We start from the raw sequence: 20,805 nt of genomic DNA on the forward strand, positions 1-20,805 counted from the left end.
TCGACGATCTCGACCCGCTCGATGACGTGCGTGGTGCGCGGCGTGCCCTGGGGGCTGCCGTCGTCCTCGATCGCCGTGACGGCCTCCATGCCCTCGGTGACGGTGCCGAAGAGGCTGTACTGCGGGGGCAGCGAGACACCGGCGTCGCCGGTGACGATGAAGAACTGCGAGCCGTTGGTGTCGGGACCGGCGTTGGCCATGGCCATGGAGCCGACCTCGTACGCGCCGTCCTCGGGGAGCTCGTCGGCGAACTCGTAGCCCGGGCCGCCGGCGCCGGTGCCCTGGGGGTCGCCTCCCTGGATCATGAAGCCGGGGATGACGCGGTGGAACGAGATGCCGTCGTAGTACTTGTTGCGGGCCAGAAAGACGAAGTTGTTGACGGTCTCGGGCGCGGCGTCCTCGAGCAGGTCCACGGTGACGACGCCGGCGTCGGTGGTGATGCGGGCCGTGTAGTCCACGCCCGGCTCGAGGCACATCTGCGGGGCCTCGGCGAAGACGGTGGCGCGCTCGGTCCTGCCCTCGACCGGCGGACACTCGAGGGAGCCCTCGACGGCCTCGGCGGTCGTCGGTGTGGCGGCCTCGTCCGCCGCGGACGCCCCGTCCGCCGCGGTGGCCCCGCTGGCGGCCTGACCCGACTCGTCGGTGGAGTCGTCGGCGCCGCAGCCGGCCAGGGCCAGCGGGACGGCGAGGGCGAGCACCCCGAGGGTCGAGCGGAGGGCGGGGCGACGGAGGGCGGAGCCGGTGGTGGTCATGGCATGAGCCTAGGTGGGCCCCCGGCCCCGCGTGGTGATCAGGGGTGTCCCGACCCGCCGGGTACGATCGACCCGGCTTTCGATATGCACCGAGGGCGGCGCGGGCCGCTGGGAACGGGGACTCATCCATATGGAGCATCACGGCCACCACGAGCCGGACGACGAGGTCAGGCGCTCGGTCGCGGCTCTCGAGGATCCACGTGGCCTGGAATGCCTCCAGCGCATCATCCTGCCCCGGGCGGGGGAGCCGCTGGACGTCCGTTCGCTCTACCTGACCGAGGCGTCGACCAACGCCCGGCGCGCACACTCGGACACCCGCACCACCCTCACCGTCGGCGCGGACAGTGAGGTCTCGTTCGCTACCTACTTCAACGCCTTCGCCGCCGCCTACTGGCGCCGCTGGACCATCCTCGACTCCGTCGTCCTGCGGCTGACCGTCCGCGGCGCCGGGCGGGTGGACCTGTACCGCTCCAAGATCGACGGCTCGCGCATCGCGATCACCGGCGATGTCGTGGGCAGTCCCGGCGAGGCCGACTCGGTGACGACCGTCGAGTTCGTCTGCGACCTCGGGCCGTTCGAGGACGGCGGCTGGATCTGGTTCGACCTCACCTCCGACACGGACATCGAGCTCCTCGCGGGCGGCTGGTACGCCCCCGTCGCAGCCCCGGCCACCCGACCGGACGCCGGCCCCGACGGTCGCCCCGACGAGTCGGTGCAGGTGCCCAACGACCGCCGCGTGACGATCGGCATCCCCACCTTCAACCGGCCCGGCGACGCCGTGGCCGCGCTCAAGGCGCTCACGTCCGACCCCGAGGTGGACGCGGTCATCGACGCCGTCCTCATGCCGGACCAGGGTGACCGCAAGGTCCGCGACGAGCCCGGCTTCACCGAGGCCGCCGCCGCACTGGGCGACCGGCTGAGCATCTTCGACCAGGGCAACCTCGGCGGGTCCGGCGGATACAGCCGCATCATGTACGAGGCACGGCGGCTCACCGATTCGCCGTACATCCTCTATATGGACGACGACATCGAGATCGAGCCCGACTCGATCCTGCGGGCCCTGGCGTTCGGCCGCTACTCCAGCGTCCCGATGCTGGTGGGCGGTCAGATGCTCAATCTCCAGGAGCGCAGCCACCTCCACACCATGGGCGAAGTGGTGGGTGCCCACGACTTCATGTGGACCGCCGCCCCCCACGCGGACTACGACTACGACTTCTCCCGCTACCCGCTGACGGACCGCGAGAACCCCAAGCCGCTGCACCGCCGCATCGACGTGGACTACAACGGCTGGTGGATGTGCCTCATCCCGCGCGTGGTCGCCGAGAAGATCGGCCAGCCGCTGCCGCTGTTCATCAAGTGGGACGACGCCGAGTACGGGCTCCGCGCCCGCCGGGCCGGCCACCCCACTGTCACCATGCCGGGCGTGGCGATCTGGCACATGGCGTGGTCGGACAAGGACGACGCGATCGACTGGCAGGCCTACTTTCACCTGCGCAACCGGCTCGTGGTGGCCTCGCTCTACCACGACGGTGACCACAAGGGGATCATGCAGTCCAGCCTCAAGGCGCTGGTCAAGCACCTCGTCTGCCTCGAGTACTCGACCGTGGCGATCCAGATCGAGGCCATCCGCGACTTCCTCCGCGGACCCGAGGCCCTGTACGAGCTCCTCCCGACCGCCCTGCCCAAGATCCGCGCCATGCGTGCCGAATTCCCCGACGCCGTCGTCGTCGGATCCGCGGTCGACCTCCCCGCCCCGTCGGGCGGCCCCGCCGGCATCCACACCGAACCCAAGGGCAAGGCCCGCAAGATCGTGGCACTGGCCAGGGGACTCGCGCACACCCTCTCGCGCGATGACAAGGCGCACCACGAGGTGCCCCAGGCCAACTTCCCGCCCATCGAGGCGCGCTGGTACTCCTTGAGCCGCGTCGACGGCGCCACCGTCACCACCGCCGACGGGCGAGGCGTGGTCTACCGCAAGCGCGACCGTGACAAGGCCGCCGCGTTGTTCTCCGAGTCTGTCGCGGCTCACCGCGAGCTGTATCGCCGCTTCCCCGAGATGCGGCGGCGCTACCGTGATGCCCATACGGAACTCGTGACCAAGGAGGCCTGGAGCCGTGTCTTCGACGCCTGACCCCACCACACCGCAGGTGGAGATCCCCGTCCCCACCGGCGAGGTGCGCCTGCTGTCCGAGATCCAGGGCCGGCTGCTCGCGGTCCCCGGTTCGCGCGAGACCGCCGTGACGCTGTCCCACGTCGGAGAGCACGCGCTGGGCTGGATCGCCATCGCCGGCGCCGGCGTGGCACTCGACCCCGCGCGGCGCGGCCGCTGGGCCATGGTCGGCGTGGGGGCGTTCGGGGCGCACGCGGCCTCGGTCGTGATCAAGCGCATCGTCCGTCGTCGTCGGCCCCATCACCCCAGCGTGACGGTGGGGGTCGGTACCCCCTCCAAGCTCAGCTTCCCGTCGTCCCACGCCACCTCGACCACCGCGTTCGCCCTGCTCGCGGGGTCGGTGACCGGTGTTTCGATCGCGCCCGCGCTCGTGCCGCTGATGCTGGCGTCCAGGCTCGCGCTCGGAGTCCACTACCCTTCGGATGTGCTCGGCGGTGCCGCGGTCGGTGTCGGCTGTGCGGCGCTGACACGTGCCGTCTGGCCCACCGAGGTCGTCCAGAACGTGCTGCCCGGCGCGCTGCGTGACAGCGCGGCAGGGCGAGGTGCCACAGAGAATCCCGAGGAGAATCGATGACCGATCAGACCGGAGCGCCGGCCACCCGGGGCGGGGGAGACCACCAGCTCTTCGGCGCCGAGCCGCACACGGCCAACGAGATCGACGACATCGCCGACGCCGCCGAGGAGGCCAAGGGCGCCCCGCCCAAGAACCTCCTCGACGGCATGATCAAGGCACTGCGCCCGCGGCAGTGGGTCAAGAACGTCCTCGTGATCGCGGCCCCCGCGGCCGCTGGCTCGCAGACGCTGACGGACACGACCGTCCTGTTCCACGTGTTCATCGCCTTCGCGGCGTTCTGCATGGCCGCCTCGAGCGTGTACCTCATCAACGACGCGATGGACGTCGAGGCCGACCGGGCCCACCCCACCAAGCGCTTCCGTCCCATCGCGGCCGGCGTGCTCCCCGTGCCGATGGCGTACGTGATGGCGGTGGTGCTCATCATCGCGTCCATCGGCATCTCGCTCGCGTTCGCGCACCCGGCCCTGGCGATCGTCGTGGCCGTGTACATCGTGCTGCAGCTCATGTACTGCTTCGGGCTCAAGCACCAGCCCGTGCTCGACATCGCCTTCGTCTCCTCCGGCTTCCTCCTTCGCGCGGTGGCCGGCGGCGCGGCGGCCGAGGTCGCCATCTCGCAGTGGTTCCTGCTGGTCATGGCGTTCGGCTCCCTGTTCATGGCCGCGGGTAAGCGCTACGCCGAGCTCAACCTGCACCTGCAGACCGGCGCCAAGATCCGCAAGGCGCTGGAGAGCTACACGCCCACCTACCTCCGTTTCGTCTGGACGCTCTCGGCCACGGTGCTCGTGCTCTGCTACGCCCTGTGGGCGTACGACCGGGGCGAGGATCCGGATTCGGTCAACGGCGCGGGGATCTGGCTGCAGATCTCGATCGTCCCCTTCACGATCGCCGTCCTGCGCTACGCGGTGGACGTGGACAAGGCCCAGGCCGGCGAGCCGGAGGACATCGCCCTCGGCGACCGGGTCCTGCAGGTCCTCGCCGCCCTGTGGGTGCTCACCGTGGTGATCGGTGTCTACGTCGTCCCGTCACTCTGACGCAGGGGCGCCGGTGAACGAGGTCGCGGCGGGGTCGACGAACGAGGTCGCGGCGGGGGACCCATGGCGGTGGGCGCGGCCGGTCTTCTGGGCCGGACTGGTCGCGGTGGTGGCGGTCTTCTTCGCGGGTGCGTGGCAGCGCCGGTGGATCGCCGACGACGGGCTGATCGTCCTGCGTACCGTCCGCAATCTCATCGCCGGCAACGGCCCGGTGTTCAACGCCGGCGAGCGCGTGGAGTCCAACACCTCGACGCTGTGGACCTACGTCATCTACTTCACCCACGAGGTGACCGGCGGCCGTCTCGAACTGGTGGTGCTGGGGGTGGCTCTGACCCTGAGCATGGCGGCGGTCGTGCTGGCCATGCTCGGCACCCGGGTCCTGTATCGCGGCACCCGCGCGGCCCCGGTGGGCACGCCGATGGTCCTGCTGCCGTTCGGCGTGCTGGTCTACGTCATGCTGCCGCCGGCTCGCGACTTCGCGACCTCGGGCCTGGAGACGGGTCTGGTGATCTGCTGGATCGGCGCGATGTGGCTGGGCATGCAGCTGTGGGCGCGCTCCGGGCATCGGGAGCACCGCGTCGGGTTGCCGACCCTGTGGACGGCGCTGCTCGCGTTCGTCGCCGGACTGGGCCCGTTGGTGCGGCCGGAAATGGCGCTGGCCGCGGTCGTGTTCCTGGGCCTGATGGCGGCCGCGCGGCAGTCGTGGCGGCACCTGGGCTGGTTGGTCGTGATCGCCGGCGCCGTGCCCGTGCTGTACCAGGTCTGGCGCATGTCGTACTACGCCCTGCCGTATCCGCTGACGGCCGTGGCAAAGGACGCGGGCGGGTCCAAGTGGGGCCGCGGCCTCGACTACCTGTGGAACCTCCTCTCGCCGTATGTACTGCTGTTGCCGCTCGCCGCGGTGCTGATCGCCGGGCTGGTCTGCCTGTGGGCCTACGCCGGTCGACTCCCCGGTGCCCTCGGTCCTGAAGCGCGCGGCGGGTTCCTCGCGCGCGGCGGGTTCCTTCCGCGCGGCGGGGGAGAGAAGACCAAGTCCGACGACGACGAGGCCGGCCGTCTGCTCCGCCTGCGGGACGGGGTGCGCTCGACCCGGGTCGTCACCCTCGCGTTCCTGGTCGTGGCCGCGATCATGCTCCTGTACGTCACACGCGTCGGCGGCGACTTCATGCACGGCCGCGTACTGCTGCCCTCGCTCTTCCTGTTCCTGCTGCCGGTCGCGGTGCTGCCGCTTCCCGCGGGTGCGGCGCGGGGGACCGAGGACGCGCGCACGCGGCGGATCGCTGTGCCGGTCGGCGCCGCGGCGTGGCTCGTCGTCGTCGGCTGGGCCGTGACGATCCAGGTCACCCAGGACCCGTTCCGCGACGAACCGGAGTCGATCACCTCGGCGGGGATCGTCGACGAGCGGCAGTTCTACATCCAGCGCACCGGGCACCTACACCCGCTGCTCGCGGACGACTATCTCGACTTCCCGCGCATGCGTGCGTTGGTGCAGGACGTCTCCACCAACCGGACGGGCGCGGTGTTCCTGCCGGTGCCCGGTTTCCAGGACCGGTGGGACGTGGTCTCCTACGACCATCCCCTGCCGGGGCTGGCACCGTTCGAGCTGCCGGAGGATCCGCAGAAGACGGTGGTGTTCCTCAATCTCGGCATGACGAGCATGAACCTCCCGTTGGACGTCAAGGTCTACGACACGGTGGGGCTGGCGGCCCCGCTGGCGGCGCACACGGACCGGATGGAGGACGCGCGGATCGGGCACGACAAGTTCCTGCCGTACGACTGGGTGCTCGCGGAGACGGGGGTCATCGAGGATCCTGTGAACTTCCCCAGATGGATCGATGTGAACTGGGTGAACCAGGCCGAGGTGGCGTTGCAGTGCCCGGCGACGCAGGCGCTCATCGACTCGTACTCGGCTCCGTTGACCCTGGAACGGCGCTGGTCGAACCTCGTGAACGCATTCTCATTCGCCGAGTATCGGATGAACAGAATCCCTGCGTATGAGGTCCAGAGGTGCGGTCTGCCCATGCCGGACGAAGTGGAGAAGTATCAGGGCACTCGGTAGGGTAGCGCCTGCTGTTGTCTCGAAACGATAACAACATGGGGTCGATTGGGCCCCCGCCCTGTAACACCTGTCCCAGGATGCGCGACAGTAACGATGTCGCAGTTCCGACCCTCACCTGGTGGGGTCGGTCCGATGGACGTCACCGATGCCTCGCGGGGCACCAGGAACGAACAAAGGAACCACGCATGTCCCACTCCACCCTCCGGCGTAAGCTCGCTGCCGGATTCACCGCGCTGGCCACGGCCGCCGGGCTCCTCGCCGGCGCCCCGGCAGTCGTCAACGCGCAGTCGGCCGGATCGGCTGGTTCCTCCGCGCCCGCGCCGGCACCGCAGTTCCAGCCCGCGCCGGGTAACGAGAACCCGGTCGGGTTCCGTCACTGGCTGCGTCCGGGCTGCGTCTGGGATCCGGTGCAGTCGTGGGTGCAGCTGTGTGAGGTCTGGTCGCCCGCCATGAACCGCCACATCAAGGTCCAGGTCCAGCCGGCCCGTTTCGGCGGCAACGCCGGTTTGTACCTCCTCGACGGCCTGCGTGCCCGCGACGACTGGAACGCGTGGACCCACGACGCCCAGGCTCAGCGCATCTTCCTGCAGGACAACATCACGCTGGTCATGCCCGTCGGCGGCCAGGTGTCCTTCTACTCCGACTGGCAGCGGCCCATCAACCTCGGTGGCAACCTGCTCGAGTACAAGTACGAGACGTTCCTGTCCGAGGAGCTCCCGGGCTACCTCGCGGCCCACTTCGGCGTCCGTCGCGACAACAACGCGATCGCCGGTTTGTCCATGGGCGGATCCGCCGCCGCGACCCTCGCGGCCCACCACCCGGACCAGTTCAAGCAAGTCTCGGTGTTCTCCGGCTACATGAACCCCACCGCGCCGGGCATGTACTCCATGATCCCGCTGGCGATGTTCGACCAGTGCAAGTGTGACCCGTTCGCCATGTGGGGCCTGCCGGGCTCGCCCGAGTGGGGCGCGCACGATCCGCTGCTCAATGCCGACAAGCTGCGCGACATCCCGATGTACGTCACCGCCGGCTCGGCCATCCCCGGCCAGTACGACCAGCCGTCCAGCTTGCAGGCCGTGTTCAACACCTTCAACGGCATCATCCTCGAGGGTCTGTCCCGCGGCTCGACCCTGGCGTTCCAGAACACGATGAACGCGGCCCCGAACAAGGCCGTCTTCAACTACCGGACCACCGGCATCCACGGCTGGGGCTACTGGAACGACGACCTCATCGCCGCCCGGTCGACCCAGATCCTTGACGTGATGAACGCCCACGCCTGGTGATCTGACCGACGAATAGGACTCCCGTCAGCGAGTCCTCACCCGTAACACAGGGGCCCCGTGCGTAAATTCACGTGCGGGGCCCCGGTCGTATGTCATGACCACCGTGTACGGCCGTGGGAGGGGAAACCACGGACTCGTCGCGGATCCGGGTCCCTGGAGACCGGTGTGCCCGGCCGACCCAGGCCGTCCGTGCACCTGCTCCTGCACCACCTTCCGGACGACGCGGCAAGAAAGAGATCAGCATCATGGCGACCCCCAACCCATACGCGGGCCCCCGACACCGGTGGGCGTCCCTTCTCGCGGCTCCCCTCGTGGCGGGTGTGGTGGGCTCCGGCCTCGTCGTGCCGCCCCTGGTGAGTGCCCAGGCGACCCCGACCTCGGAGAGCCCGGCTCCGGAGCGTCCCGCCCAGGACGGCCCCGCGCCGGAGTCCCCGGCCCGGGCGACCCCGGCCCCGGACCCCGCGAACGCGCCGGAGGCACCGACCCTGCAGGTGACGTCCCAGGTGCCGTCGGGCGTCCGCCTGGACCGCGTCGAGTGGAAGACCGCCAACCGCGTCGCGCTCTGGGTGCAGTCGCCGGCAATGAAGGAGTCCGTCCAGGTACAGCTCATGCTGCCGGCCACCTGGAACTCCGAGCCGGACCGCACGTACCCGTCGCTGCTGCTGCTCGACGGACTGCGTGCGCGCGACGACGCGAGCGGGTGGACCCTCGAGACCAAGATCTCCCAGTTCTTCGACGCCAAGAACTCGATCATCGTCCTGCCCGTCGGCGGTGAGTCGAGCTTTTACACCGACTGGGTGGCCGACGCGAAGGGCGACACCTACCAGTGGGAGACGTTCCTTATGCAGGAGCTCCCGGCGCTGCTCGAGCGCGACTGGCGGGTGGGCGACAAGCACGGCGTCGCGGGCCTGTCCATGGGTGGTACGGCGGCGATGATGCTCGCGCAGCGCTACCCGGACCACTTCCAGTTCGCCGCGAGCTACTCGGGCTTCCTTGACCTCACCAGCTTCGGCATGCCCGAGGCCGTGAAGGTCGCGATGCAGGACGCCGGCGGGTACCCGGCCGAGAACATGTGGGGCCCGCTGGGTTCCGAGCGTTGGCAGGAGCAGGACCCCAAGCTCCACGCCGAGAAGATGCGCGGACAGAGCGTCTACGTGTCCGCCGGGAGCGGCAACACCGGTCCCTGGGACCAGCCGTCCGGCCTCCCGGACATCCCCACCAACTTCCCCGGCTACGGCCTGGAGTTGCTGTCGCGGATGACCACGCAGACCTTCGTCAACCGTGCCCGCGAGGCCGGGGTCGACGTGACCGCGAACTTCCGCCCCTCGGGGACGCACACCTGGCCCTACTGGCAGTTCGAGATGACCCAGGCGTGGCCGCAGTACGCGGCCGCGGTCGGTATCGAGAACGTCGAGGCGCAGTGCGCACCGGAGGGCGCGATCGCTGCTCTCGCCGAGCGTCAGCCCGGTCTCGGGCCCTGCCTCACCGGCGAGTACGACGTCAAGGGCGGTAAGGCCACCGACTTCCGCTTCGGCCGCGTCTTCTGGTCACAGGAGACCGATGCGCACTCCGTCGTGGGCGCCATCGGTGCCGCGTACCAGGCCGAGGGCGGCGCCGACGGCACGCTCGCGCTGCCGACCTCGGACGAGACCGTCACTCCGGACGGCAAGGGTCGGTTCTCCACCTTCCAGAACGGCGTTATCTACTGGTCGCCCACCACCGGAGCGCACGCGGTCCGCGGCGCGATCCGGGCGATGTGGGCGGATCAGGGCTCCGAGCGCGGGGACCTCGGGTACCCGACGACCGACGAGATCACCAACCCCAACAAGCCCGGCGTCGTCCAGGGCTTCCAGGGCGGAACCGTCTACTGGTCGGAGGAGACCGGCCCCAAGGTCGTCAAGGGCTCGATCCTCAAGACCTACCGCGAGGCCGGCGCGGAGAACTCGGCTCTCGGCTACCCGGTCACCGACGAGATCGCACTCAGTACCCGGAACGGTGCGTTCAGCCGCTTCCAGGGCGGGTCGATCTACTGGTCCAAGGACACCGGTGCCCACGTGGTCCCACGCGGGCCGATCCTCGAGGCCTGGGGTGAGCAGGGCTATGAGACCGGTCGTCTCGGCTACCCGACGAGCCCGGTCCGCACTACGCGGGACGGTCAGGTCCAGGACTTCGAGGGCGGCACGATCACCGTCTCGAACGGCCGGGCGGAGATCTCGTGAGGGCCCGCGTCCCCGCCCTCGGTGCCGCGCTGATCGTCGCGGGCGGCCTGGTGACCGCCTGTGGCGGTGGTGACTCGACCGTGTCCGGTACGCCGGATACCGAGACGTTGGCACCGCCGCCCGGTGGTGCGGCCTCGTCCTCGGCCCGCGTGCCGGTGGACGAGGACTCCGGCCGGTTCACCGAGGCGCCCGGCACGGTCTCCTCGGACACCCCCGGCTACGACGCCCCGGCCGTCGGTGCGCGCGAGCGCGGGTACCTCGAGGTGCTCGAGCGTGAGGGGGTCCAGACCGAGGAGCTGCAGGACCCGCTGGTCGCCGCGGGCAACACGATCTGCCGCATCCGGACCACCGGAGGTGCGGCCGACGAGACCACGACGATCGCTGACGCGGTCGCCGGCCAGATCGTCGCGGGCGGGTACTCGGACCTCGAGGTGGAGCAGGTCGCCCGGATCGTCGTGGACGCCTCCGCGGGCCAGCTCTGCCCATGAGGCGGTGTCCCTCCCGGGTGGCAGCGTCGTCCGTGAGGCAGCTCCGTCCGTGAGGCGGTGATGCCCGCGATCCGGACAGGCCGACCCGGGCTGCAGGCGTGAGCGTCGCCATTTCCGGCCCGCGGTGCGGAACCGGGAGGCGCCGCTGCGCGTTGAACCAGGCATCGGCCATCGGCGGACACCCGTTGACGTGATGGTCGGGAAGGAGTACTGACCGTGGCTCGTGGATCTCGTCGGGGGACCGGACGTCGGCTCGGGTGTTCACTCGGGGCGCTCGTCCTGGTGGTCCTCATCGTGGTGGGTATCGGCTGGTGGCTCGGGAACCGGGGGCTGCCCACGGGGCCGGACGGCCCGGTACCGGGACCGGACGTGCCCGAGGTGAGCCAGCCGGCGGACTGCGCCGATGTCGAGCTGATCGCGGTGCCGGGAACGTGGGAGTCCAGTCCGACCGATGACCCGCACAACCCGACCTTCCTGCCCAATGCACTCCTGCGCACCATCACCGACCCGCTGAGCCAGCAGTATCCGGGTGACCGGCTCGAGGTCTTCACCGTCCCGTACGTCGCCCAGTTCCGGAATCCCCAGCGGCCGAACGACATCACCTACGACCAGAGCCGCGCCGAGGGCACCGACCGGGCGCGCGCCGAGATCGTCGCCACGCACGAGCACTGCCCGTACACCTCGTTCATCCTGCTGGGCTTCTCGCAGGGAGCGGTGATCGCCGGGGATCTGACCAACGAGATCGGCATCGGCAACGGGCCCGTCCCGCCGGAGAGCGTGCTCGGGTCGGTCCTCATCGCCGACGGGCGTCGCCTCCCCGGGGAGGGACAGTCTCCGGGGCTCGCCCCGAGCAACGGGCAGGGGATGGAGATCTCGCTGCAGCCGGCCACCGGTCTCACCCAGCTGATCGCGGGCGCGACCATGACCGGACCGCGCTCGGGGGGCTTCGGTGCACTCGCCGACCGGACCGCCCAGATCTGCGACGCCCGCGATCTCATCTGCAACGCGCCGTTCAATGTCGTCGACGGTGCCGCCCGGTTCCAGGAGTTCGTCGCGAACAACGCGATCCACGCGATGTACGCGACCAACCCCGACGTCATCATCGGGACGACGGTCCCCGAATGGACCCTCGGACACATCCGCTCGCTTACGGATTCGGCTCCGGAAATCGCACACGAATGACCGCGGGCGGGCGCTGACGTGGCAACAGAAGCGCCCGAGGTGCGACGACACGCCGTCCGCAGTCGCCGATTCGGAGTTCGGAACTGGTCTGGGGCACGCTGTAGGATCGACAAAGCCTGTCGTCTGTACGTCCGCACCATCGCTGCGGTCGACGGCGTCGACCACCAGAAACGGACCGGAACGGAGCAACGTGGAGTTCGAGCAGTACCACGACGCCAGCGGGGCGATCGTCATCCCCGATCGCACCACCCTGGTCGACTTCGTCGAGGCCAATGTGGCCGCCGCACGTCAGGACCCGGCCGCCAACGGCTTGATCTACCGCTACATGGACTACTCGAAGTCCCGCGACGGTGAGGTCAGGGAGCTCCCGTGGACGCGCTTCGGCGACCGGCTCCACGCCATCGCGGCCCGGCTGCAGCAGGTGGCCGAGCCCGGAGACCGCGTCGCGATCCTCGCCCCCCAGGGTCTGGACTACATCGTGTCGTTCTTCGCCGCGATCCACGCCGGCCTCATCGCGGTCCCTCTGTTCGATCCGGACGAGCCCGGCCACCACGACCGGCTCCACGCCGTGCTGGGCGACTGCGCACCCGCGGTGATCCTCACCTCGACCGAGTCCGCGGCAGGCGTCCGGACCCTGTTCCGTGAGCTGCCCGCCCGCCAGCGCCCGCGCACCGTCGCCGTCGACGCCATCCCCGGCGAGCTCGGCTCCGGATGGACCCGGCCGGAACTCGGTGCGGACGACATCGCCTACCTGCAGTACACCTCGGGCTCCACCCGGGTCCCCGCCGGCGTCGAGATCACGCACCGCAACGTGGTCACCAACGTCATCCAGCTCTTCGACGGGCTGGGCCTGTCGGAGAACTCGCGCGGCGTCACCTGGCTGCCGTTGTTCCATGACATGGGACTACTCAAGGTCATCCTCCCCGCCATGGTCGGCTCCACCGTCACAGTGATGAGCCCCCGCGCGTTCGTGCAGCGCCCCGGCCGCTGGATCAACCAGCTCGCCGAGATGGCCGCCGAGGAGGGTGTCGACGGCGTGTTCGCCGCCGCCCCCAACTTCGCCTTCGAGCACGCCGCCCGCCGCGGACTGCCGCGCGAGGGTGAGACCCTCGACCTGTCGGGCGTCACGAGCATCATCAACGGCTCCGAGCCGGTCACGCCCGCCTCGATGCGCGCCTTCAACGAGGCCTTCTCCGAGTACGGGCTCAAGCCGTCGGTCATCAAGCCGTCCTACGGCATGGCCGAGGCGACCCTGTTCGTCTCCTCGCCGCGGAAGAACGACGAGGCGATCGTGATCCACGTGGACCGCGACGGCCTCAACAAGGGCACCATGACCGTCCTGGACGAGTCGGAGGTCGAGGGCAACGACGACGCAATCGCGCAGGTCGCCTGTGGCTACGTCGCGCCCAGCCAGTGGGCCGCGATCGTCGAGGCAAACATCGACCCCGCCACCGGCGAGCACGACGGCACCGGACGGGAGCTGCCTGAGGGACGCGTCGGCGAGATCTGGCTGCACGGCACCAATGTCGGCCAGGCCTACTGGGCCCGCCCCGACGAGTCCCGGGCGACGTTCGGCAACCGGCTCGTCGAACGCCTCGCGGAGGGCTCCGCGACGGTGCGTGAGTTCGGCACCGTGGCCGAGGACGCGACCTGGCTGCGCACGGGTGACTACGGCGCGTACGTCGACGGGCAGCTATACATCACCGGACGCGTCAAGGACCTGGTGATCGTCGCGGGCCGCAACCACTACCCGCAGGATCTCGAGAACACCGCGCAGGACGCGTCCGACGCCCTGCGCCCCGGTTTCGTGGCCGCGTTCGCCGTGCCCGCGAACCAGCTCCCGATCACCGCCCGTAACGGTGCGGAGATCGCGGCCGATGACTCCTCGGAGACGCTCGTCATCGTCGGCGAGCGCGCACCCGGTGCGGGCAAGGTAGATCCGGGGCCCATCGCGGACGCCGTCCGCTCGGCCATCTCGGCTCGCCACGGGGTCACGGCCCAGGACGTGCTCCTGGTGCCGGCGGGATCCATCCCGCGCACCTCCAGTGGCAAGATCGCCCGCCGCGCGTGCAAGGCTGCTTATGTGGACGGCACACTGCGTGGAGGACACCAGCAGACGGCCTTCCCCGACCTGCCCACGGAATAGCTTCCGGCACCGGGCCGGCCAGAAGGCACCACGGGTGCCCCGCCGCGCGGGACGCACCGGACTACACCCGAGGAAAGGCGAGCCAGCCAGATGGCACAGAGCGACATGACGGTAGTAGAGCTCCGCGAGTGGTTGCGGAACTGGGTCTGCCGGGCCACTGGCCTCGACGTCTCGAAGGTGACCGACGACCGGTCCCTCGAGGAGTACGGGCTCTCCTCCCGGGACGCGGTGAGCCTCTCGGCCGACCTCGAGGATCTCCTCGGTCGCCCGCTGGACGCCACCGTCGCCTACCAGCACCCCACCATCGAGACGCTCGCCGAGTACGTCATCAACGGCCCGTCCGTGCTCGACGAGCCGACCGATATGCACACGTTCCGCGAGCGTGGCGCCGGCATGGAGTTCGACGTGGCCGTGATCGGCATGGCCACCCGGTTCCCGGGCGGCGCCAACACGCCTGAGGCGATGTGGGAACTGCTCGCCGCGGGACGCGATGCCACCGGCCCGCGCCCGGCGACGCGGTGGTCCGAGTGGACCGGCGACGCCTACGTGCAGCAGGTCCTCGCCGAGGCGCCCGACAACGGCGGCTGGCTCGAGGACGCGGAGGTCCGGGATTTCGACGCCGAGTTCTTCGGCATGAGCCCCCGCGAGGCCGAGATGGTCGACCCGCAGCAGCGGCTCGCGCTCGAGCTCACCTGGGAGGCCCTGGAGAACGCGCACCTGCCCGCCAGCAACCTCAAGGGCCACGAGGTCGGCGTCTTCATCGGTTCGTCCTCGAGCGACTTCCAAGTCTTCCTCACCGCCGACTCGGCGGCGGCCTCTCCGTACGCCGTCACCGGCGCGTCGAACTCGATCATCTCCAACCGCGTGTCCTACACGTTCGACTTCCGCGGCCCGTCGATGACCCTCGACACAGCCTGCTCCACCTCGCTCGTCACCATCCACGAGGCGGTCAATTCGCTGCGCCTGCACGAGTCGGACCTCGCCGTGGCCGGCGGCGTCAACATGATGCTCGCGCCCGCCGCGACCATGGGCTTCGCCAAGACCGGCGCCGCGCTCAGCCCGGACGGCACGATCAAGGCCTTCTCCTCGGACGCCAACGGCATCTGTCGCGCCGAGGGCGGCGGCGTGTTCGTCCTCAAGCGCCTGTCGGAGGCCGAGCGTGACGGGGACCAGATCCTCGCCGTGATCAAGGGCTCGGCGGTCAACTCCGACGGTCGCTCCAACGGCATGACCGCCCCCAACCCGGACGCCCAGGTCGCCGTGCTCCGCCAGGCCTACGCCGACGCGGGTGTGAACCCGCGCGAGGTCGACTACATCGAGGCGCACGGCACCGGCACGATCCTCGGCGATCCCATCGAGGCCACCGCACTGGGCCAGGTCCTCGGCCGCGGCCGGGACGCGGACAAGCCGACCCTCCTCGGCTCGGCCAAGACCAACTTCGGCCACATGGAGTCCGCCGCCGGCGCGGTCGGGCTGGCCAAGGTCGTCCTCGGCATGAACAAGGACTCGCTGCCGGCGACCCTCAACTTCGCGGGACCCAACCCGTACATCGACTTCGAGACCGCCCGCCTCAGCGTGGTCACCGAGAACACCCCGTGGCCCCGCTACAGCGGCCGCGCGTTGGCCGGCGTCTCAGGATTCGGCTTCGGTGGCACCAACGCGCACGTCGTGGTGGCCGAGTACCAGCCGAAGCCCGTCGTCGTCCCCGACACCGGAACCAGCGCCGACGGCGACGCCGCCGACGACGTGGCCCGCTGTGTCACCGACGCCGTCGCCCGGAACGCCGAGGTGCTCGCGACCACCGGTACCTCCGCGCCCGGCGCGCCCGCCACGGTGCTCGTCGTGTCGGGCTCGCTGCCCTCGCGCCGCAAGGCCACCGCCGGACAGATCGCCGACTGGCTCGAGGGGCAGGACGACGACCTGGACCTCGGCGCGGTCGCCCGCACGCTGGCCACCCGCAACCACGGTCGCTCGCGCGGCGCCGTGGTGGGCCACACCCGCGCCGAGCTCGTCGCCGGCCTGCGCGCACTGGCCGCCGGCGACCCCGGGCCGGGCGTGTTCTCCGCCGACGCCCCCGCCGGCACCGGCGACGTGTGGGTCTTCGCCGGTTTCGGCGCCCAGCACCGCAAGATGGCCAAGGAGCTGTACCTCTCCAACCCGCTGTTCGCCTCGTACCTGGACGCGGTGGACGAGCTGATCGACTTCGAGGCCGGCTACCGTATGGCCGAGATGTTCCTCGACGACGAGATCACCTACGGCGTCGAGAACGCCCAGGTGGGCATCTTCGCCATCCAGGTGGCTCTGGTGGACACGCTCCGGGCGCTCGGCGCCCAGCCGGAGGCCGTGATCGGCCACTCCATGGGCGAGGTCGCCGCCGCGTACGCCGTGGGCGGGCTGAGCCTCGAGGACGCGGTGCGCGTGATCTGTGTCCGGTCGCGCCTCATGGGCGACGCCGAGCAGCAGGTCTCCGACGCCGACGCGGGCGCCATGGCGCTCGTGGAGTACTCGGCCGAGGAGGTCGAGCGGATCATCGCCGAGCACCCGGAGTTCGCCTCCATCGAGCCGGCCGTCTACGCCGCGCCCACCCACACCACCGTCGGCGGCCGCGCCAAGCCGGTGGCCGAGTTCGTGGCCTGGGTCGAGGAGCAGGGCAAGTTCGCGCGCCAGCTCCAGGTCCGCGGCGCCGGCCACACCTCGGACGTCGACATGCTGCTCGGCGAGCTCGCCGCCGAGATCGCCGGCCTCCAGCCGCGTCCGCTGACCGCCGCCCTGTTCTCGTCGGTCGACCGCGAGGTCCTCTACCGCGCCGGCCACGAGCCGATCCACTCCGAGGACTACTGGGTCAAGGGCATGCGCCACCAGGTGTGGTTCACGCACGCCGTGCGCAAGGCGGTCGACGACGGCTACGTGACCTTCCTCGAGTTCGCCCCCAACCCGGTCGCGGCCATGTCGATCGCGGCCACGTGCTTCGACGCCGGGCTCATGGAGCCGAACCTCCTGTACTCGCTCAAGCGCAAGGAATCCGAGGCCGACACGCTGCTGAACGCGATCGCGCAGCTGTACGTCCACGGGCACTCGATCGACATGCCGTCGGTCGTGGAGATGATCCACGGTCACGTCACCGGCGCCGGGCGCTACGCCGCCGTGCCGGGCACGCAGTGGAAGCGCCGCACCCTGTGGCCGACCGTCACCGCCGGTGGCGGGTCGGGCGAGGGCCGCATGCCGGGTGCGCACGTCGCGCTGCCCGACGGCCGCCACGCGTGGCAGGTCCGCGCCGAGGTGGTGCCGAGCGTGGACGCCCTGTTCACGGCGGCCGCCGCGTCGGTGGTCGAGGGCGCGACCCTCACCGCAGTCAACCGGCCGGGACTCCTCCCAGCGTCGGGGACCGTCACCACCACCATGACCCCGCACCCGGGCGGTGCGTCGCTGCAGGTCCACGCGCACGGCGAGCAGCCGGGCTCGTTCACCCTGGTCGCCGAGTGCGCCGTGACCGGTGGTACCCCGATCGATCCGGACAGCGCGCCGGAGCCGCACTACGTGTCCGCCGAGTCCGACGCGCCGGTGGTGGACGAGGGCGACGACGACGAGGCCGACAACCGCTGGGATCCGGACTCGGGCGAGAAGATCGGCGATCGCCTCGCCCGGATCGTCGGTTCGTCGATGGGATACAGCCCCGACGACCTGCCGCGCGAGCTGCCGCTGCTCGATCTGGGTCTGGATTCGCTCATGGCCGTGCGGATCAAGAACCGCGTCGAGCACGAGTTCTCCATCCCGCCGCTCGAGCTGCAGGCGATGCGGGACGCGTCGCTCAACGACGTGGTGGAGATGGTGACGTTCGCGGTGGAGAACCCGGACAAGGTCGGCGAGCTGGCCGCCCAGCAGGCAGGTGGCGAGGGCGCGGTCGACGTGGCCGCGCTGCGCGACGGCGATGCTGACGGTGCCGCCGACGCTGCTGCGGCTGGAGCCGCTGGCGCCGCTGGCGCCGCTGGTGCTTCTACGGGGAATGCCGGTGACGGGGCCGCCGACGCGGAGTCCTCGGTGACGATCGCCCCGCGCGACGACACCGAGCGCATGGCGTTCGGCGCCTGGGCAGTGGTCACCGGCGCGGCCGCGCCCGGTGTGACCGGCCCCCTGCCGACCGTCGACGACGCCACCCGCACCGCGCTCGCCGAGCGCCTGTCCGAGCGGTCGGGCGGCGAGATCTCGGCCGAGCAGGTGGCGGGTGCCGCGACGATCGCGGACGTGGCCGACCTGCTGCGGCCGTTCACCGAGACGGCCGTCGAGGGCAACATCCGCGTGCTGCGTGAGGGCTCGCCCGAGCGCACCCCGCTGTTCCTGTTCCACGCCGCCGGTGGTTCCTCGTTCGTGTACGAGCCGCTGGTCGAGCGTCTCGGTGCGGACACCCCGGTGTACGGCGTCGAGCGCACGGAGGGGCCGCTCGCCGAGCGTGCCGCCGGCTACCTCGACCGCATCCGGCAGCTCGCCGACGGTCGCGCGATCGCGGTGGGCGGCTGGTCCTTCGGTGGTGCCCTGGCCGTGGAGGTGGCGCATCAGCTGCGGGCCGCGGGTGACGAGGTCTCCCTCGTCGTCCTCCTGGACACCGTGCAGCCGTCGGAGCCCGTGCCGGACACCCTGGACGAGGCCGAGGCGCGCTGGAAGCGCTACTCGGAGTTCGCCAAGAAGACCTACGGCCTGGACGTGGAGGTCCCGCGCGAGTTCCTCGCCGAGCACGGTGAGGACGGCGTCCTGGCGATGCTGCTCGAGGCGATGGGCTCGGAGGCCAACACCATGGGTGGCGGCGTGATCGAGCACCAGCGGGCGAGCTTCGTCGATAACCGGATCCTGCAGAGCGCAGATCTGGCGACGTGGGCGTCCACGGGCTCCGAGGTGCCGTTCATCCTGTATCGCGCAGAGCGCATGCATGATGGTGCGATCGAGCTCGAGCCGCGGTACGCGGAGATCGATCCGGACGGCGGTTGGGCCCAGATCGTGACCGAATTGGAGATCGTCCAGCTGACAGGAGACCACCTGGCGGTGGTCGACGAGCCGGTGGTCGGTACCGTCGGTAAGCATCTGGCACGTCGGCTCTCCGAGCTCGACGCCTAAGTACTGAAGGGATTTGACGCGTGACGGCGAAGACCACCGCGGAGAAGCTCGCTGAACTGCGGGTCAAGACCGAGCAGGCCCTGGACCCGGGCAGTGAGCGTGCCAAGGCCAAGCGGGATGCCGCGGGCCTGACGCCGCCGCGAGTCCGCATCGACGAGTTGCTGGACGCAGGCAGTTTCGTGGAGATGGGTCAGCTGGCCAAGGCTCCCGGAGACCCGAACAACCCGTACGGCGACGGCGTGGTGACCGGGCGCGGCACTATCGACGGCCGCCCCGTGGTGGTGTACGCGCACGACAACACGGTGTTCGGCGGGTCCGTGGGCGAGGGCTTCGGTAAGAAGGTCTGCGCGATCATGGACTTCGCCCTCAAGGTGGGTTGCCCCATCATCGGCATCAACGACTCGGGTGGCGCCCGCGTCCAGGACGCTGTCACCTCTCTCGCGTACTACTCGGAGATCTCCAAGCGGCAGTACCCGGCCTCGGGCTACATCCCGCAGATCTCGATCATGCTGGGCAAGTGCGCCGGCGGTGCCGTGTACGCCCCCGTGACCACGGACTTCGTGGTGGCCGTCCAGGACCAGGCGTACATGTTCATCACCGGGCCGGACGTGATCAAGCAGGTCACCGGCGAGGAGATCTCCATGGAGGATCTCGGCTCGGCGCTGCAGCAGGCCAAGAGGGGCAACGTCAACCACGTCGCCGTGAGTGAGCACGACGCGTTCATGTACGTGCGCAACCTGCTCAGCTACCTGCCGTCCTCGGCCGCGGAGAAGGCGCCGCTGATCAACCCGGGCCTCGAGCCGGAGCTCACCGAGTCGGATCTCTCGCTCAACGAGATCATCCCGGACTCCGACAATGCGGCCTACGACATGCACGACGTGCTGATCCGGATGTTCGACGACGGCGAGTTCGTGGAGACCTCCGGTCAGTTCGCCCCCAATATCATCACCGGCTTCGCCCGTGTCGACGGACAGTCGGTCGGAGTGGTGGCCAACCAGCCGCTGCACCTGTCCGGTGCGCTGGACATCGACGCGTCCGAGAAGGCGACGCGGCACATGCTGCTGTGCGACGCCTACTCGATCCCGCTCGTGTACGTGGTGGACACCCCGGGCTACCTGCCGGGCGTGGAGCAGGAGAAGCTCGGCATCATCCACCGTGGTGCCAAGATGGGCTATGCCGTTGCGGCGACGTCTGTGCCGAAAGTGACCTTCGTGGTGCGTAAGGCCTACGGCGGTGCGTACGCGGTGATGGGGTCCAAGAACTTGGGCGGGGACCTGAACTTCGCGTGGCCGACCGCGCGTATCGCCGTGATGGGTGCTGAGGGTGCCGTGGATCTGCTGCAGCGTCGGCAGATCGAGGAGGCCGGCCCGGTTGAGGGCCCGAAGCTCCGCAAGCAGCTCATCGATATGTACAACGAGTTCATCGCGACGCCGTACACGGCGGCCGAGCGGGGCTACATCGACGCGGTGATCGAGCCGTCCGAGACCCGCCTCGTGCTCCGTAGCGCGCTCAAGCAGCTGCGCGACAAGATCCGCATCGAGCCGCCGCGCAAGCACCCCATCCAGCCGCTGTAAGCAGCAGGCCTGCCTGCGCGCAGCCGGGCCACGAGCGAAACGGGACGTGCACTCCACGAGTGCACGTCCCGTTCTGCGTGCGCTCCTCAGCCGAGGCCGATGATGCCGCGGACCCCACGGATGCCCCGCGCGCCGCTTTTCGGAGTATGGATAAATTCTGCAGGTCAGGTCTCCGGAGTGGTGATCGTCCCGGAGCCAAGAACCGGAAATACGAAGATCCG

General features: G+C 70.1%; 12 protein-coding genes. 11 read left to right on the top strand and 1 reads right to left on the bottom strand.

Going from position 1 to position 20,805, the window contains the following annotated elements; genetic code table 11:
* Positions 1 to 752, bottom strand: a 752-nt coding sequence (locus OPF83_RS17405; protein ID WP_309297759.1) for a peptidylprolyl isomerase, incomplete at its 3' end; no start/stop codon positions are given.
* A 130-nt stretch (positions 753 to 882) separates the two neighbouring features.
* On the opposite strand from OPF83_RS17405, the gene OPF83_RS08170 reads away from it, so the two are divergent.
* The 11 genes from OPF83_RS08170 (at position 883) to OPF83_RS08220 (ending at position 20,584) form a co-directional block, all read left to right on the top strand.
* On the top strand, positions 883 to 2,883 hold the full coding sequence (locus OPF83_RS08170; RefSeq protein ID WP_264886869.1) for a glycosyltransferase: 2,001 nt from the start codon (positions 883 to 885) through the stop codon (positions 2,881 to 2,883).
* 22 nt (positions 2,884 to 2,905) lie between these two features.
* Positions 2,906 to 3,496 (top strand): phosphatase PAP2 family protein, encoded by a 591-nt coding sequence (locus tag OPF83_RS08175; RefSeq protein ID WP_264887002.1) that lies wholly within the window; start codon positions 2,906 to 2,908, stop codon positions 3,494 to 3,496.
* A complete protein-coding gene (locus OPF83_RS08180) occupies positions 3,493 to 4,527 on the top strand; it encodes a decaprenyl-phosphate phosphoribosyltransferase (RefSeq protein ID WP_264886870.1) in 1,035 nt (344 codons plus the stop codon). The genes OPF83_RS08175 and OPF83_RS08180 overlap by 4 nt, the downstream gene beginning before the upstream one ends.
* 13 nt (positions 4,528 to 4,540) lie before the next feature.
* A complete protein-coding gene (locus tag OPF83_RS08185) occupies positions 4,541 to 6,586 on the top strand; it encodes an arabinosyltransferase (protein ID WP_264886871.1) in 2,046 nt (681 codons plus the stop codon).
* A 185-nt stretch (positions 6,587 to 6,771) separates the two neighbouring features.
* Entirely contained in the window at positions 6,772 to 7,869 is a 1,098-nt protein-coding gene (locus OPF83_RS08190; RefSeq protein WP_264886872.1) for an alpha/beta hydrolase family protein, read from the top strand.
* 245 nt (positions 7,870 to 8,114) lie between these two features.
* A complete protein-coding gene (locus OPF83_RS08195) occupies positions 8,115 to 10,088 on the top strand; it encodes an alpha/beta hydrolase-fold protein (protein WP_264886873.1) in 1,974 nt (657 codons plus the stop codon).
* Positions 10,085 to 10,576, top strand: a complete 492-nt coding sequence (locus tag OPF83_RS08200) for a DUF732 domain-containing protein (RefSeq protein WP_264886874.1) — start codon at positions 10,085 to 10,087, stop codon at positions 10,574 to 10,576. The genes OPF83_RS08195 and OPF83_RS08200 overlap by 4 nt, the downstream gene beginning before the upstream one ends.
* A gap of 216 nt (positions 10,577 to 10,792) precedes the next feature.
* Positions 10,793 to 11,758, top strand: a complete 966-nt coding sequence (locus OPF83_RS08205) for a cutinase family protein (protein WP_264886876.1) — start codon at positions 10,793 to 10,795, stop codon at positions 11,756 to 11,758.
* A gap of 190 nt (positions 11,759 to 11,948) precedes the next feature.
* Positions 11,949 to 13,904 carry a long-chain-fatty-acid--AMP ligase FadD32 gene (fadD32, locus tag OPF83_RS08210; protein WP_264886878.1) on the top strand — a complete coding sequence of 652 codons (1,956 nt, stop codon included), beginning with the start codon at positions 11,949 to 11,951 and terminating at the stop codon, positions 13,902 to 13,904.
* A 90-nt stretch (positions 13,905 to 13,994) separates the two neighbouring features.
* On the top strand, positions 13,995 to 19,010 hold the full coding sequence (gene pks13 / locus OPF83_RS08215) for a polyketide synthase Pks13 (protein ID WP_264886879.1): 5,016 nt from the start codon (positions 13,995 to 13,997) through the stop codon (positions 19,008 to 19,010).
* Between the two features lie 20 nt (positions 19,011 to 19,030).
* Positions 19,031 to 20,584 carry an acyl-CoA carboxylase subunit beta gene (locus OPF83_RS08220; RefSeq protein ID WP_264886880.1) on the top strand — a complete coding sequence of 518 codons (1,554 nt, stop codon included), beginning with the start codon at positions 19,031 to 19,033 and terminating at the stop codon, positions 20,582 to 20,584.
* Positions 20,585 to 20,805 lie beyond the last annotated feature (221 nt).

Source organism: Dietzia sp. NCCP-2495, from assembly GCF_026011735.1.
Taxonomy (GTDB): domain Bacteria; phylum Actinomycetota; class Actinomycetes; order Mycobacteriales; family Mycobacteriaceae; genus Dietzia.